Raw genomic sequence first — 15,495 nt, forward strand, 5'->3', positions numbered from 1 at the left:
TAATGAAAGGATTTTTTATTACTGCTACAGGAACCGATGTCGGTAAAACGGTAGTCACTGCCGCCCTGACCTGTGCGCTGCGTCAGAAAGGTTTTTCCGTAGGCGTAGCCAAGCCGGCCGCATCCGGCGCAGTCCGTCAAGCTGACGGCTCACTGCGCTCGGAAGACGCCAGCCTCTTAATGGCTGCCGCTGGTTTAGATGAAAGCTGGCGTGATACCGTCAACCCCTATTGCTTGGATGCCGCCCTGGCGCCAGCCACCGCAGCAGAACTGGAACAGGTTACGATTCATCCGGAAGTACTGCTTGATCGCATCGGCAAAGTAGCCGCCGCCCATGACCTGGTTTTGGTAGAAGGCGCAGGCGGTCTAACTACGCCTCTTCACGAAGAATATTTGATCTGCGATCTGGCTAAGGCCTTGCAGCTGCCCTTGCTGATCGTAGCGCAAGCCTCTTTAGGCAGTGTAAACACGGCCTTGCTTACCGTCGCCTATGCCAAAAGCCAAGGCCTCAAGCCGGCAGCGCTGTTGCTAAATCGTTGGCCTGCTCAACCAGGCATCCTGGAAGAAAGCACCGCAGCCTATATGAAACGCTTAACCGGCCTGCCGATATGGTCCTTCCTGCCGGACATCCCGTCCCTAAACATGGCCGATGCCGCCTTGGGCGAGCTGCCCGTTCTAGCCCCAGCCGCTTTTGACCTGAATGCTTTGCTCGCTTATTTAGAAGAATGAGTTTCCTTATTTATTATGGAAAATAAATTAATCATCAGCAGGATTTGTTACAATCCATAGAGAACTTTGCTCAGTGAGAAAAAGAAGCTCAGGAGTGAATCCATGGAAAGCATGCTGTTTATGGTCCATCATACCGATGATCTGCCGCTTATTCGGCAGCAGTTGCAAAAGTTATTGCAAAATCTACTGGGAGTGCAAAGCGCATTATTTGAAGTGGCGGTTAATGAAGCTTTGAAAAATGCCCTTCGCAGCAGTACTCAGACTTATGGCGAACCCCTGGTGCGCATTCGCGTATCCCTCTTAGGGCAAGCTTATATCTCCGTGCGAATTCTCGATTACGGCGATGGGTTTCCAGGCAACACCATTTTACGCAGTCTGCCCCCGAAAACTCCCTTTGAGAGCATTCCTGCGGATCTCCCCGAAGACAACATGAGCCTGCATTTAATGCGCGCCGCTACCGACCATTTAACCTATAACCACCTAGGAAATGAAATATTAATGATCAAGCACTTACCAAATTAGACCATTTAACCGCTTTCTTTTCATAAGAGAAAGCGGTTTTTTTCGCAAAAAGCCATTTCGCGTATCCGTCTCGTCGTGATCTTGAATAAGGAGGCTTTCCAATGCGTCTATACTTGATTTTATCACTTTTTCTTTGCTGTCTTTTCGTTCTTCCCGCCACCGCCGCCGCGGAACAACGCATTTTGGTATTGCAATCCTATCATCCCGGCTTTGTCTGGTCGGATCGCATCAACCAGGGCATTTTAGATACAATCCCACACAATATCATTGTGCAAATCGAATACATGGACACCAAACGTCTCAATACGCCGGCTCATTTTGCCAATCTGAAACAATTCTGGAAGCAAAAATTCCAAGGCTTTCAGTATGACGCCGTGATTACAGTCGATGACGAAGCTCTTCTTTTCGCCAAAACCTATCGGCAATCGCTTTTCCCGGATGCGCCCATCGTCTTTTGCGGCGTCAACAACATTCTGCCGGAAAGTCATCTGCCTGCCGATAATGTCACTGGCATTATGGAAAGCGTGGATATTGCAGGTACGGTTGCCGTCGCTCAAAAATTGCAGCCTCAAGCCAAAGAATTGCTTGTCGTCAGCGACCAAAGCCTCTTCGGACAACAAGCGCGGCAGATGCTAGAACAATCTTCAGATATACGAAACAGCCGCTTAACCATTACGTACCTGCACGACCTGCCCTTGGCGGATATTTTAACACGCATTGCCGCCGCCTCTACTGACAGCATGGTTCTAAATCTTCCCTTCCATCGCGACGCGGCAGGAAAACAATACCAGTCTGATGAAGTCACCGCTCGCATCAGCGCCGCCAGCAATGCGCCTGTTTATACTCTTTGGGAACATGATATGGGACAAGGCGTTGTCGGCGGCCATGTGCTCAGCGCTTACGTCCAAGGACAAACAGCCGCGAATTTGGCTCTGAAAATTCTTCAAGGCGCCCGTGCGTCCGACTTACCCATCATTACCGATCCTCCACGCACCTATTTGTTTGATTACCGCCAGTTGCAACGCTTCCGCTTTGCCGAGTCTGCTTTGCCGCCGGAAAGCGAGTTTCTCTATAAGCCCTTGTCTTTCTATGAACAATATCAGTCACTGGTTTTGAGCACCTTGTCGGTTTTCGCCCTGCTGATTCTGGCAGTGCTCACGCTCTGGCACCTCAATGTCAGCCGTCGCCGTGAATTGGAAGCCGTACATAAGCTGGCTCTTGTCGTCGAAAGCAGCGACGATGCTATCATCAGCCGCAACCTTCAGGGCATGATTACCAGTTGGAACAGCGGCGCTACGCGCCTTTTCGGCTATACCGCCGAAGAAGCCATCGGCCAGTCCATGCGCATCATTATCCCCGATGAGCTTCTGGAAGAATGGAAAAGCAGCGCCTCCCAACTAGATCAAGGCTTGAAGGAAGATCACAACAAAGGTCTGCGCCGCCATAAAGACGGTCATCTGCTAACCGTACTTAAGACCGCCTCTCCCTTGTATTCTCCAGAAGGCTATCCTATGGGAGCTTCTATTATCTACAAGGACATTTCGCAGCTAGAAACGGCCTACGAGGAAATCCGCACCTTAAATAGCGAGCTAGAAGATCGCGTTGCTAAACGCACCGCGGCGTTGGAGGCCGCTAATCAAGAATTGGAGGCATTCAGCTACTCTGTTTCTCATGATTTGCGCTCTCCCTTACGCAGCATTGACGGCTTTAGCCTGGCTCTTTTGGAGGACTACAGCGAACGTCTGGACGATACAGGGCGCGATTATCTGCAGCGCCTGCGCGGCGCCAGCCAGCGCATGGGACAGCTTATTGACGACATGCTTCACCTGGCGCGCATCAGCCGAACCCAAATGAATCTGGAAAAAGTGAACCTAAGCGACTTGGCATGGCAGGTATTGAAAGAACTCCAGCAGCAGGACCCGCAGCGGCAGGTAGACCTCCGCATTGAGCCGTCCTTAATGGTTTTAGGAGATACGCCGCTTTTACGCATCGTCCTGGACAACCTTTTAGGAAACGCCTGGAAATTCACAGGTAAAACAGCGCAGCCAAGCATCGAATTCGGCTGCCGCCAGGATCTGGATACAGGGGAAATCGCTTTCTTTGTCCGTGATAACGGCGCTGGCTTCGATATGGCTTACGCCCATAAGCTTTTCGGTGTCTTCCAACGTCTCCATCACGCCAAAGAATTCAGCGGCACCGGTATCGGCCTGGCCACGGTCAACCGCATCATCCACCGTCATGGCGGGCGCATCTGGGCGGACAGCCAAGTCAATCAAGGAGCCACTTTCTTCTTTACCATAGACACGGAAAGCAAGTGACCACTCCTGACATACATGATATAATGAATACAATTACGAAAGAAAAGAGGGATATCTCCATGAAAAAAGCAGTTATCGAAATGGATCGCGGCACCATTACTATTGAATTATTTGAAAAAGAGGCTCCTGGTACGGTCGCCAACTTCACCAAGCTCATCAGCGAAGGCTTTTACGACGGCCTGAGCTTCCACCGGGTCATCCCCGGCTTTGTCGCCCAAGGCGGCTGCCCCAACGGCAACGGCACTGGCGGCCCTGGCTACACCATTCCCTGCGAAACCGCAGGCAATCCTAAAAAGCACGTACGCGGCGCTTTATCCATGGCTCATCGCGGCCCCAACACCGGTGGCAGCCAATTCTTCATCGTTTACGAACCCCAGCCGCACCTGGACGGCTTACACACCGTCTTCGGCCAAGTCATCGACGGCATGGACCTGGTAGATGACATCGTCCCCGGCGACCGCATGAATAAAGTCACCGTTATCGAAGAGTAAAACCCTACTTTACGACTATATATGTTCTTTCTGTTTTAAAAAAAGAAACCTATGCTTTTAGGGACACGTTAGCAAGGCATACTATTTTTTGTCAGTCTAGGAAGAAAGCCGCAGGCATAGCAGCGCTATGCCGAGGTTTTCAGAAGGCGTCTGACCAAAAAAGATACGCGTTGCCGTAAGTTGTGCCTAAAGCAGAGGTTTCTTTAATTAAGGAGGCGCTTTTATGGACTTCCCCAGCGGCGATCTCATCGCCTTGCTGGTTGTGGCCGGCTTCTTCTCAGCTTTCGTCGACTCCGTCGTCGGCGGCGGCGGCCTTATTTCCTTGCCGGCACTGCTTTTAACCGGCCTTCCTCCGACTATGGCGCTAGGTACCAATAAGATGGCCAGTTGCATGGGCAGTTTGACCAGCAGCCTTTCTTTTTTGCGTTCCGGCAAAATCGATATGAAGTTAGTCAAGTATCTCTTCTGGCTTTCCCTTGTCGGCGCCGCCTGCGGCGTGGTCACGGTCCAGCAAATTCCCTCTCAGTTTCTGCGTCCGTTAGTGGTGGTGCTTCTGATCGGAGTCTCCATTTATACGATCTTTCGCAAAAATTGGGGCAGTGAAAACACCTACCGCGGCTTAACGCGACGCATGTTTATCCTGAGCTGCATCGTCTCTTTTAGCATCGGTTTTTATGACGGCTTTTTCGGCCCGGGCGCTGGCTCGTTTTTCATGTTTGCCTTTTTAATGATCGGCTTTGATTTCGTCACCGCTGCAGGTAATGCCAGAGCGCTTAACTTTGCCAGCAACATCGCTTCGGTTATTATGTTTGCGCTGTACGGCTCCATTGCCTATGCGTATGCTTTGCCGATGGGTATTGCCATGATCCTTGGCGCTTTAGCAGGTACGCGTCTAGCCATTCGCAAAGGAGCAGCCTATGTACGTCCGCTCTTTCTCAGCGTTTCCGCCGTCATGATCGGCAAACAAGTCTGGGACCTGCTGCACTGAGGCATGAGACGAATATTGAACAGGAGTAAAGTGAGTAGAGTGAGGGTACGAAGGAAGACTTCGGAGCCGAATTTTGAACAAGAGAATCGGCGACGGCGCCGGATGCGCCTAGGGTCGGTTGCGCTATGGACGGCGTAGCAACCGACGTCCGCTAAAGGGTACGCAAGAGAAAGAATGCTGAAGCTATTGTCCCCCTTGCCAAAGGGGGAAGGCCCGCAGGGCCAGGGGGATTTTTGCGAGGTACGCGGAAATATTGTTTCAAATGCAGCTATGCCGCCGTTTACACTTTTGAAAGCCCCTTTTCGCGTGTTTCGTGTGTTTCGCGGTTCGTTCCCATCGTATCTCTGATTTATTATCCAACCGCAAAAATCGCGAAAAGCACGAAAAAAATAACCCCGGCAAGCCTCTTATCAGAGGTCTGCCGGGGTTATTTTATAGGTTTTTATTTAGCTACATGAGGGGTCATTTTATAGCGGTAGACTTCGGAGATTTCCCGATCATATCCAGGATAAAGGCCTTTGCCCATGCCCAGAACAATGCGAGCGCCGCGGTTGAAATGTACCAGCAGTTCGCCAGTCTTGGGGTCTATGGTCAAGCCTTCAATTTCGCCCTGTTTCTTCACTTCGGTGAAGGTCTTTTCCAGAACTACGCTGGCATAAGACTTGTCGGTAATATTCACCCGGTAGAGGTGATCCGGCTCATCCAGATCGGCGGTGCCGTCATCGGCGGTCAGGTATAGATTCCCTTTCCAGTAGAAAACGCCCTGTACCCACTGAGGAACCGGTTGGAGATGGACTTTACGCAGAAACTTGCCGGTGTCCAGGCTGTATTCATAGAGGTAGCGTCCGCTTTCCTCACCCACCCAGGAACACATCCACACACTGCGTTTATCCGGGTCTACGGTAATGCCGGAAACTTCTTCCTGGCCGCTGGAAGGCTCGAAACGGAAGGTCCGCTTCAACTTCAGCGTCTTAGCGTCATGAATGGCGATCTGAATGTCTTTGCCTACGCCGTCCATAAAGTTTTCCGCGCTGACAAAGATTTCTCCGTCAAAAACGTCTATGTCGCCAATATGATTGGAAGGAATGGAATACCCTTCAAAGGGCGTTTCGTTGGTCTGCAGCAAGTTTCCTTTTTTGTCGTATTTATAGAGAGCCTTGCTGCCGCTTACGTAGTAGAACTCGCCATCTGTGCAAACGCCTTGACGACCTTTGACTTCAAATGTTCCTACTAACGTATAGTCGTATTTAGGCAAAAACTCCGCATCCTTCACAGGCGCTTCCTTGGCCATGCCCACATTGGCCAGAAGTGAGACGCCCAGAACGAGCGCCGCCATCCAAGCTTTCTTCATGCTTTTGCTCCTCCTTAGTGAGACGCGTCAGCGCCTCCTTTAGCTTTTTTCACTTCCACTTTGTTAATGGCCGTGCCAGTGGAATATTTCATGCCCTTAGGCGCCGGCGTCGGCTCCGGAACGGCAATGCCTTTCTTGATCAGCACATCCCGCAGCACCCAGGGCTGGTCGCTGATGATACCGTCAACGCCCATAGCCAGGAGCATTTCCATGTCCTTGGGCGAATTCACCGTCCAGGGAACCACTTTCATACCCAACGCATGCGCTTCATCAATCAAGTCCGGCGACAATTCTTTAAAGTATGGCGAAACTACGTCGGCGCCAATTTCTTTAGCCGCTTTTACATAGTCTCCTTTAAAGTCATTGATATTTAGCCCGCCTAAATGAGGCGAAGGCGCCTTTTCACCAATGCGCAGGTACATGCCTCCCTTGCCCCAGCTTGGCTGCTCGGAAGACAGCGCCACCAGCGTCAACTCCGGCGCAATCGCTTTCATAGCCTTCAGCGTACGCCAGTCAAAGGACTGAATGGTCACGCGGTTTTGCATGTTGTATTTTTTGACTACTTCATATACTTTTTCCACAAATACATCTGGATCCGGGCTGTTGGCATAGTACGGATCTTCCGGATCGGCGTAGGATTTAGTTTCAATGTTGAAAATCACTTTTTTATTGCCGTAGGCGTTTGCCAGCTCAAAAACCTGCTCTAACGTAGGCATTTGAGCGCCAGGCGTAGCAATCTGCGTCTTGCCGTGCAAGTCGTAATAACCGCCCGCAGCGGGATTCATGACGCCCAAATCGTACTGCTGCACTTCCACCAAGGTCATTGTACGAATATCAGGCGCGCCTTGCTTGGGCGCATACTGTCCGTCCGGACCTTTAGCCAGCATCCAATTCATCACCGGATTGTGGCTGATGACCAGGCGGCCGTCTTTGGTCAGCTGCATATCCATTTCTAAGGTTGTAACACCCAATTCCATGGCATACGCAAAAGCATAGAGAGTATTTTCCGCCCGTGCGTCCCGTCCGCCGCGGTGAGCCTGCAGATCAAAGCCGTTGACGACCGCTTTGGCCGCTACATCGGTTGCCGGCAACCCCGCCACCATAAATGCCGCCAGTGCTCCAGTCAGTAAAAAACGTTTCCAACCTTTTCCCATCATTTCTTTTGTCACACTCCTTAGGTTATTTTAGTATGTACAGAAAAGAGTTGTTTTAATTATCTCACTGTTGCGACGATGCCACCAGAAGAAGACTTCTGGCAGTTTTATCAGAATAATTCCTACTTTCTTGCGATAACATAAAAGCGACTGCTTTCAGTATAACAAAAGCAGTCGCTTACTTTGTAAAAACAATGTTACGTTTTCGTTAGAATTCTTTTGCCGCTTGACGATATTCAGCCTTCAAAGTCCTCGGTCAGCTCTTGGCGCAGCTTGCGCCGCGCATCCCTCCGCCTAGCCAGATGCTGCTCCAGCCGCTCCCACGAAGTATTAAGCACTTGCTCTTCCGGCACGCCGCAGCTATGCAGCAACTCTAAGGCGCCTGCAAATTCTCCCACCGACGCGGCAAAATGGCTGTCCGTCCCTACTACTAAAGGCACCCCTCGCTCTTTGGCTAAGGAAACCAATCTCTTGCAAAATGGTTTGCTTCCTTGGCGAATGTAGCTCAAAGAAGCGTTGTTTACTTCCAAGGCGCAGCCGTAGCGTACCGCTCCCTCTATGACCGCCTCGGGGTTGATGAGAAATTCGTCATTTCCCGGATGCACAATAATATCCACCCAGGGATTCGCCATCGCCGCCAGCATGGCCCTGGTATTGTCCGCCGTTGTCCCAGCGCGAATGCAGCCGCCATGCAAACCTGCCAAGACAATATCCAAGCGGTCCAAAATATCTGCAGGCACGTCCAGCCCGCCCCGACTATCAATAATATTGGCCTCCACGCCGCGCAGCACCCGTACGCCAGCGATTTGCTGCGGCAGCGCCGTTAGGTTCCAAAAATGATAGAGGTGAGCGCCTCCGGGCATTGCCGGCCCGTGGTCGGTCATGGCTATCCCTTCCAAGCCTTTTTCCGCCGCTGCTTTAGCGTTCTCCATGATCGTACTATATGCATGGCCGCTGGCCACCGTATGCGTATGCAAATCCATCAAAATGCGCATAACCATCCTCCTTTTCATTGCTTCTTACTTCATTTCCACAACCGCCAGCACGGCTCCTGCTGCAGTATGTTAAGATTTGGAGAAGAGATACGTATATTATAAACAGGAGTAGAGTGAGTAAATGGAGGGTACGAAGCAGAAGTTCAATAAATGACAAGAGAGACTCAGTCCCTTCGGCTAGAGTCTCTCTTATCACAAGAACTATGCATTATTAAATCAAACGACTTTCGCCGTATCCCTCCCTCTACTCCCTTTACTCTTGTTCAAAATTCGCACTTTCCTCAGCGAATTTCAATTTGCTTGTTCGTCGGCGTTGGCGTCAGTTTGGGCAAGGCCACCTTTAAAACGCCTTCTTCAAAGGCCGCTTCAATTTTCGTAGCATCCACATCGCGAATAAAGAAGCTTCGCTGCACCTGCCCCATATGACGTTCGCGGCGCACATAATTGTCTTCTTTTGTTTCCTTCTCCTCGCCGCGGCGAGCGCTGATAGTCAAATAATGATCATCATAGGTGAGACTGATTTCGTCTTTTTTAACCCCCGGCAAGTCCGCTTCCAGCAAATAGGCGGCATCGGTTTCCTTCACATCCACACGGAACCCGGAACGCATGCCTTGCAACGGCCCCCAGGGCTCATCGAAAAACTGATCCATCATCCGATCCAGACTATCGAGACGTTTGCCAACTTCTCCTCCGGCGCGTCGAAACGGTACCAATCCAAACATACTTCCTTCCCCCTTCGTGCAACATGTAGTAAAGACGCCAAATGTCTTTCTATCTAATATTATACTCTTTAAAGTCAAAAGGTCAATAAGAAACGAACAGCGCCTCTTGTTAGAAAAGCACATTTTCCAGGGACATAAGACTCATATTTGCGAAATTTTCTTTCAAGGACTTTCGCATATCGCCCTAGAATCTCGTTACTAATTATCCATTTGTAGTTGGCATTTTTTAGGAATGATAATTCGAAAGGATGTGTCTTTTTTGAAAATCAAAGGAAAAATCATAGCGCTTGTCCTTCTCTCTACCTTTTTTATGACTCTGGCAGGCTCTGTTGGCTATTACTACACCAAGGTTTTAAGCAACGATTTGGAGCAGATGTACCAAGACAATCTACTCTCTGTCAAACGCATCAATGAAACCCGTCACAACTTCCGGGCCGTTCAGCTTATGTTTTTACAACTTCTTTCTACTACGCAGGAGCCCTCCAAAGAACAGGCCTTGCTCAAACAAATCAAAGACCTTTCGGAAGAAACTAACGAAACTCTCAAAGCATATGAGTCGCAGAGCCTGACCGAAAAAGAGAAACAACTTATGAGTCAGCTCAAAGATAGCATCTCCCGTTACCGGAGTGCACGGGAACAAGCCCTGAAACTCGACCAGGCAGGCCAAAAAGCGGCCGCTTATCAACAATTCGTAACTAATGCCGCCCCGCAAGTTGACATTGTCAATGCCAAGTTGAAAGAACTAGCTGATTATAATGCCCAAGAAAGTCAAACCATGCAGCAAGACGGCGCTAGTCACGCCCGCACAGCCGGCCTGACTATTCTCATCGTCTGCCTTGCCTCAGTCGCCATCGGCCTTGGCGTCGGCTGGAGGCTAGCAGCCACTATCGCGGCCAGACTTGCCGACGTCAACCAGCATCTGCAGCAAATTGCCCGAGGGAACTTACAACAACCGCCTTTGACCATTCGCACACAAGACGAGATTGGTGTTATGGGTATGGCCTTAAACAATACGACTGACAGCCTTAAACAGCTTCTCTCCCAGGTTTCTCAATCTTCACAGCAAGTAGCCGCAGCTTCTGAAGAGCTAATGGCCAGCGCGGAACAATGCTCCCAAGTCAGCAATCAAGTAGCGGACAATATCACCCAAATTGCCCAGGGAGCCCATGAGCAGGAAAAGGAAATTACCACGTCTTCAAACGCCGTGGAGCATATATCTTCCAGCATTCAAGGAATTGCCGACAATGCTGCACTAGTGTCCTCTTTATCAAAACAGACCTCCAGTTCCGTCATAGAAGGACAAACCGCCATCTTGGCCGCTATTCAGCAAATGGACACCGTTAATAACGGCGTTAGCCACTCTGCTCAAGTAGTATCTAAGCTTGGGGAACGTTCCCAAGAAATCGGCCAAATCGTTGACACCATCTCCGGCATTGCTGGCCAGACTAACCTCTTGGCTCTGAACGCAGCCATTGAAGCGGCTCGTGCCGGCGAACAAGGACGCGGCTTTGCAGTAGTCGCGGATGAAGTACGCAAGCTAGCGGAACAAAGCCAAGAAGCGGCCAAGCAAATCGCCCGGTTAATTGGTGAAATTCAAAAGGAAACGCAGGTGGCGGTTGAAACCATGCAAAGTGGTACGCAAGAAGTCGCCAAAGGCACACAAGTCGTCAACAATGCCGGTCAGTCTTTTCAATCCATCGCCGCTTTAGTAGAGCAAATGACGCACCAGACGCAAAGCATTTCCTCCTCTATCCAGGAATTGGCCCATGGCAGTCAGCAAGTGGTTTCCTCTGTAAAAACGATTGACGCCATCAGTAAAGACTCCTCCGGCCAAGCGCAGACCATTGCTGCTGCAGCCGAAGAGCAAGCTGCCTCTATGGAAGAAATTGCCGCATCCAGCGAAACATTGACAAATCTCGCAGAAAACTTGCAGAACGCGGTAAACCAGTTCAAACTTTAATTTTTTTGTTCCATCTAGATGTCAGAGAAGCAATTATTAAAAGAACGGCCGCAAGCTCTCGCCTTCTCGCTACCATTCTTGCTGTATACGGCTACTCCAATCATCTACATAGAACCGCAAAAAGGCCGCTAAGCACTTGCTCAGCGGCCTTTAGTTGTATTAAAAGTCATCGTTTATATGGACGTAAAATAAGAATAAATTCGCAGTTCTCTTAGTAAACTTTCGCCTGCTCCTTGCCGGTCAGCACGCGATATGCCCCTTCAGCCAGCGCTTGCAGCTCGTCTTCGCCAGGCAGCACTTCCACTGGCGCGATGAATTGCACTTTTTCGATCAACCGCGCGGTGAGATATTTGGAGTAAGCAATGCCGCCGGTAAGCAAAATGTAGTCTATTTTGCCGTTAACCGCTACGGAGTTGGCGGCAATATAGCGGGCAATTTGGTAAATCAAAGCATCATATACCAATTCCGCTTGCTTATCGCCTTCATGAATGCGGCGCTCCACTTCGCGGGCATCGTTCGTGCCTAAATGCGCCACAAGCCCGCCCTTACCAGCAAGCAGCTTTTTAATGTCGTCCAAGCTGCGTTCCTTGACCATTTTGGCAAACTGCATTGCCTGCACCGTACCAGCCCGTTCCGGCGAAAAAGGTCCGTCTCCGTTCAGCGCATTATTAACTTCCACAACCTGGCCCTTCGCATGACAGCCTACGGAAATGCCGCCGCCCAAGTGCGCTACAATCAGGTTCATCTCTTCATACGCCTTGCCCTTCTCGGCGGCAAAACGTTTAGCTACCGCTTTTTGATTCAGGGCATGGAAAATGCACTGCCGCGGCATCTCCGGCAGACCGGTAATCCGCGCCACTGGCGTCAGCTCATCAACCACCACCGGATCAACAATAAACGCCGAACAGCAGGCTTCCTTCGCCAAAAGATTGGCTAGGACGCCGCCCAAATTGGAAGCATGGATACCGTACTCGCCGCTTTTTAAATCGGCAAGCATGGCTTCATTCACCGCATAGGTCCCGCTGACAACGGGCTTTAAAAGACCGCCGCGACCGACAATCGCAGCAAAATCCGCAGCCTTCAATCCTTCTTCTTTCAAAACCGCCTGGATGGCTTCCAAGCGATAGGAAAGCTGATCATTGATCTGAGGAAAGCGAGCAATTTCTTCCGCACTGTGGCTGAGATTGATGGTGCGGACTTCTTTCGTTCCTTCAAAAATACCAATCTTAGTCGATGTCGAACCAGGGTTGATGGCAAGAATCCGTTCGGACATAAAGCACTCCTCCTGAAATTAACATTGAATTCAGCTATTTATAGTATACACTAACACCTCTAAAAGAAAAACCGTACTTTTTGTATTCTTTTCAAGGCGCCTATCCTCGAACCCTTCTTTGACGCTGATTCTTCTTAATCCTTGTTTTCTCGGCATCTTGCCTACTCTCGGTTTGGCCTGTAGTCCTACTGGAGCAAGTTCACAAAATATGGTATAATAAGTTGTTAAGATCACACCTGCGCTTCGGCGCAGCGGTTCGAGGTGAGAGAGTGGATTTCGGATTAGGTAAAGTTCTCCCTATTCGTATCGATGAGGAAATGAAGAATTCCTATATCGATTACGCGATGAGTGTCATCGTCATGCGCGCTCTCCCGGATGTCCGGGATGGTCTCAAACCGGTGCACCGGCGCATTTTATACGCCATGCATGAAGCCGGCATGACCCCGACCAAGCCCTATAAAAAATCGGCGCGTATCGTCGGTGAAGTGCTTGGTAAGTATCACCCCCACGGTGACAGCTCCGTATATGACGCAGCAGTTCGTCTGGCCCAAGATTTTTCCACCCGTTACCTCTTGGTGGACGGCCACGGCAACTTTGGCTCCGTCGACGGCGACTCCGCAGCCGCCATGCGTTACACAGAAGTACGCATGTCTCGTCTGGCGGAAGAAATGCTAGCGGACATTGAAAAAGACACCGTGGATTTTACTCCTAACTATGATGAATCATTAAAAGAACCTACCGTATTGCCAGCTAAAGTGCCCAATCTTTTGATCAACGGCTCCTCCGGGATTGCCGTCGGCATGGCTACCAACATTCCGCCGCACAACCTCGGCGAAGTCATCGACGCTTTGATCATGATGATTGAAAATCCCGAGGTCACTTTGCCGGAATTGATGACGGCCATTAAAGGACCGGACTTTCCTACAGGCGGTTTGATTCTGGGCCGGGAAGGCATCTATAACGCCTATTCCACCGGTCGCGGCGTCGTCCGCATGCGAGCCCAGGCTCATATTGAAAAAATGTCCAACGGCAAGCACCGCATTGTCGTCACCGAGCTTCCTTATCAGGTTAATAAAGCGCGCCTCATTGAGCGCATCGCTGAACTGGTACGGGACAAAGCCATCGACGGCATTACGGATCTGCGCGACGAAAGCGACCGCAAAGGCATGTCCGTAGTCATCGAGCTGCGGCGCGACGCTACGCCGGACGTAGTCCTGAATCAGCTTTACAAACATACTCAGCTCCAAGAAACCTTCGGCATCATCATGCTGGCCCTTGTTAACCGCAAGCCGCAAGTACTGACGCTGCCGCAAGTGCTGTTCCACTATCTGGAGCATCAAAAAGACGTCATTACCCGACGCACCCGCTTCGAGCTGGCGAAAGCCAAAGCGCGCGCGCATATTTTGGAAGGTCTCAAAATTGCGCTGGATCATCTGGACGAAGTCATCAGTACCATTCGCGCTTCCCGTACGGCGGAAATTGCCCGGGAAGCCTTGATGAGCAAATTCGCCCTCTCGGAAAAACAGGCCCAAGCCATCTTGGACCTGCGCTTGCAGCGCCTTACCGGCCTGGAACGCGACAAGATCGAGCAGGAATATAAGGATGTGCTGGAAACCATCGCATACTTAGAAAGCGTCCTGGCCAACGAACACTTGGTTATGGGCATCATCAAGGAAGAATTGCTGGATGCGAAAAAACGCTATGCCGATCCGCGGCGCACGGTGATTACCAGCGATACCTCCAAGCTGGAGATCGAAGATCTCATTGCCGAAGAGGAAATCGTCATCACCATGACCCACAACGGCTACATCAAGCGTCTGCCTCTTGACACGTACCGCAAGCAAAACCGTGGCGGCAAGGGCGTTACGGCCATGGGCACCAAAGAAGACGATTTCGTGGAGCACATGTTTGTTACCACGACGCATAACAACATCCTCTTCTTTACCAACCGCGGCCGCATGTATCGTCTCAAGGGCTACGAGCTGCCTGAATCCGGCCGCACAGCCAAAGGCGTCAACATCATCAACCTGCTGGCTCTCGAGGCCCAGGAGAAGATTACCGCCGTTATCCCGGTGCGTGAATTCAACGAGGACTACTACCTCTTCATGTCGACCCAGCTGGGCACTGTCAAGAAGAGCGAGTTGATGGACTTTGACACCAACCGCAAGGGCGGTCTCATCGCCATCACCCTCAGCGACAACGAGGACCTGATTGACGTGAAACTGACCAACGGCCAGCAGGACATCATCATGGGCACTCGTCGCGGCCAGGCCATTGTCTTCTCGGAAAAAGACGTCCGCGTCATGGGCCGTAACGCTCACGGCGTTCGCGGCATCAATCTGGAAGAAGGCGATGTAGTTGTCGGCATGGATACCTTGCGCAGCAACGGCGATGTCCTGACCGTCACCGAAGAAGGCTTCGGCAAGCGCACCACCGCCGATGATTACCGTCATCAGACGCGCGGCGGCAAAGGCGTTATCAATATGAAGGTTACCGAAAAAACAGGTGAAGTCGTGGGCATTAAAGTGGTTCGCCCCGATCTCGACCTCATGCTGATTACCGCCGGCGGCACCATCATCCGCACCAACGTCTCGCAGATTTCCTTGATCAGCCGCAATACCCAAGGCGTCAAGATCATGGATATGACCGACGACGACAAGGTTACGGCGTTGGCCACGGCCAACCGCCAAGAACAAGAAGAAGAGCAACAATAACCAAAAAGACCGTGCCCGAAAAGGTGATATGCTACCCCTAGATAGGACAATGAAAAAACACATTGTCTTGTCTGGGGGTAATTTTATGCCACATAAAGAAAAAGTATCGGCCACTTTGAAGATAGATGCTTGCAAGAGGTATTTGGCCAAAAGCATGCGCATAGCCGATATAGCAAACACTCTGGAAGTTGATCAGAAACTAGTGAGGAGATGGATTTTTCAGTACCAGTCAGAAGGTGAAGCTGGCTTAAAACCGCAGAAAAGTAATCGAGTGTATCC

At 50.7% G+C, this 15,495-nt stretch carries 13 protein-coding genes; 8 read left to right on the plus strand and 5 right to left on the minus strand.

What is annotated here, in order from left to right:
- Window positions 1-2: 2 nt before the first annotated feature.
- The 5 genes from bioD (at window position 3) to C508_RS0112720 (ending at window position 5,047) form a co-directional block, all read left to right on the plus strand.
- On the plus strand, window positions 3-728 hold the full coding sequence (gene bioD, locus C508_RS0112700) for a dethiobiotin synthase (RefSeq protein ID WP_018703944.1): 726 nt from the start codon (window positions 3-5) through the stop codon (window positions 726-728).
- A gap of 102 nt (window positions 729-830) precedes the next feature.
- A complete protein-coding gene (locus C508_RS0112705) occupies window positions 831-1,250 on the plus strand; it encodes an ATP-binding protein (protein WP_018703945.1) in 420 nt (139 codons plus the stop codon).
- Window positions 1,251-1,351: 101 nt separating this feature from the next.
- Complete coding sequence (locus C508_RS19560; protein WP_018703946.1) at window positions 1,352-3,568, plus strand: ABC transporter substrate binding protein; 2,217 nt, start codon at window positions 1,352-1,354, stop codon at window positions 3,566-3,568.
- A gap of 59 nt (window positions 3,569-3,627) precedes the next feature.
- Window positions 3,628-4,059, plus strand: coding sequence for a peptidylprolyl isomerase (locus C508_RS0112715; RefSeq protein WP_018703947.1), 432 nt, complete (start codon window positions 3,628-3,630; stop codon window positions 4,057-4,059).
- 223 nt (window positions 4,060-4,282) lie between these two features.
- Window positions 4,283-5,047 (plus strand): TSUP family transporter, encoded by a 765-nt coding sequence (locus C508_RS0112720; protein ID WP_018703948.1) that lies wholly within the window; start codon window positions 4,283-4,285, stop codon window positions 5,045-5,047.
- A gap of 442 nt (window positions 5,048-5,489) precedes the next feature.
- Here C508_RS0112720 and C508_RS0112725 read toward each other — a convergent pair whose 3' ends face one another.
- The 4 genes from C508_RS0112725 to C508_RS0112740 all read right to left on the minus strand — a co-directional run bounded on the left by C508_RS0112725 (window position 5,490) and on the right by C508_RS0112740 (window position 9,269).
- Window positions 5,490-6,398, minus strand: a complete 909-nt coding sequence (locus C508_RS0112725) for a hypothetical protein (RefSeq protein ID WP_018703949.1) — start codon at window positions 6,396-6,398, stop codon at window positions 5,490-5,492.
- 14 nt (window positions 6,399-6,412) lie between these two features.
- Window positions 6,413-7,555 (minus strand): glycerophosphodiester phosphodiesterase, encoded by a 1,143-nt coding sequence (locus C508_RS0112730; protein WP_018703950.1) that lies wholly within the window; start codon window positions 7,553-7,555, stop codon window positions 6,413-6,415.
- A 233-nt stretch (window positions 7,556-7,788) separates the two neighbouring features.
- Window positions 7,789-8,547, minus strand: coding sequence for a phosphatase (locus C508_RS0112735; protein WP_018703951.1), 759 nt, complete (start codon window positions 8,545-8,547; stop codon window positions 7,789-7,791).
- A 281-nt stretch (window positions 8,548-8,828) separates the two neighbouring features.
- A complete protein-coding gene (locus tag C508_RS0112740) occupies window positions 8,829-9,269 on the minus strand; it encodes an Hsp20/alpha crystallin family protein (RefSeq protein ID WP_018703952.1) in 441 nt (146 codons plus the stop codon).
- 250 nt (window positions 9,270-9,519) lie between these two features.
- Between C508_RS0112740 and C508_RS0112745 the strand changes: the two genes are divergently transcribed.
- Entirely contained in the window at window positions 9,520-11,229 is a 1,710-nt protein-coding gene (locus C508_RS0112745) for a methyl-accepting chemotaxis protein (protein WP_245553735.1), read from the plus strand.
- A gap of 211 nt (window positions 11,230-11,440) precedes the next feature.
- Here C508_RS0112745 and buk read toward each other — a convergent pair whose 3' ends face one another.
- Complete coding sequence (buk, locus tag C508_RS0112750) at window positions 11,441-12,502, minus strand: butyrate kinase (RefSeq protein ID WP_018703954.1); 1,062 nt, start codon at window positions 12,500-12,502, stop codon at window positions 11,441-11,443.
- 269 nt (window positions 12,503-12,771) lie between these two features.
- Here buk and gyrA point away from each other — a divergent pair, with 269 nt between their 5' ends.
- Together gyrA and C508_RS0112760 are read left to right on the plus strand one after the other, a co-directional pair.
- Window positions 12,772-15,216, plus strand: coding sequence for a DNA gyrase subunit A (gene gyrA / locus C508_RS0112755; RefSeq protein WP_018703955.1), 2,445 nt, complete (start codon window positions 12,772-12,774; stop codon window positions 15,214-15,216).
- 85 nt (window positions 15,217-15,301) lie between these two features.
- Window positions 15,302-15,495, plus strand: a 194-nt coding sequence (locus C508_RS0112760; protein ID WP_018703637.1) for a helix-turn-helix domain-containing protein, incomplete at its 3' end; no start/stop codon positions are given.

Origin of the sequence: Anaeromusa acidaminophila DSM 3853 (assembly GCF_000374545.1) — a bacterium.
Taxonomy (GTDB): Bacteria; Bacillota; Negativicutes; order Anaeromusales; family Anaeromusaceae; genus Anaeromusa; species Anaeromusa acidaminophila.

Bases quoted from the DNA above. Each gene is read 5' to 3' on its own strand.
- bioD (WP_018703944.1), top strand. From the start codon at position 3: ATGAAAGGATTTTTTATTACTGCTACAGGAACCGATGTCGGTAAAACG.
- C508_RS0112705 (WP_018703945.1), top strand. From the start codon at position 831: ATGGAAAGCATGCTGTTTATGGTCCATCATACCGATGATCTGCCGCTT.
- C508_RS19560 (WP_018703946.1), top strand. From the start codon at position 1,352: ATGCGTCTATACTTGATTTTATCACTTTTTCTTTGCTGTCTTTTCGTT.
- C508_RS0112715 (WP_018703947.1), top strand. From the start codon at position 3,628: ATGAAAAAAGCAGTTATCGAAATGGATCGCGGCACCATTACTATTGAA.
- C508_RS0112720 (WP_018703948.1), top strand. From the start codon at position 4,283: ATGGACTTCCCCAGCGGCGATCTCATCGCCTTGCTGGTTGTGGCCGGC.
- C508_RS0112725 (WP_018703949.1), bottom strand. From the start codon at position 6,398: ATGAAGAAAGCTTGGATGGCGGCGCTCGTTCTGGGCGTCTCACTTCTG.
- C508_RS0112730 (WP_018703950.1), bottom strand. From the start codon at position 7,555: ATGATGGGAAAAGGTTGGAAACGTTTTTTACTGACTGGAGCACTGGCG.
- C508_RS0112735 (WP_018703951.1), bottom strand. From the start codon at position 8,547: ATGCGCATTTTGATGGATTTGCATACGCATACGGTGGCCAGCGGCCAT.
- C508_RS0112740 (WP_018703952.1), bottom strand. From the start codon at position 9,269: ATGTTTGGATTGGTACCGTTTCGACGCGCCGGAGGAGAAGTTGGCAAA.
- buk (WP_018703954.1), bottom strand. From the start codon at position 12,502: ATGTCCGAACGGATTCTTGCCATCAACCCTGGTTCGACATCGACTAAG.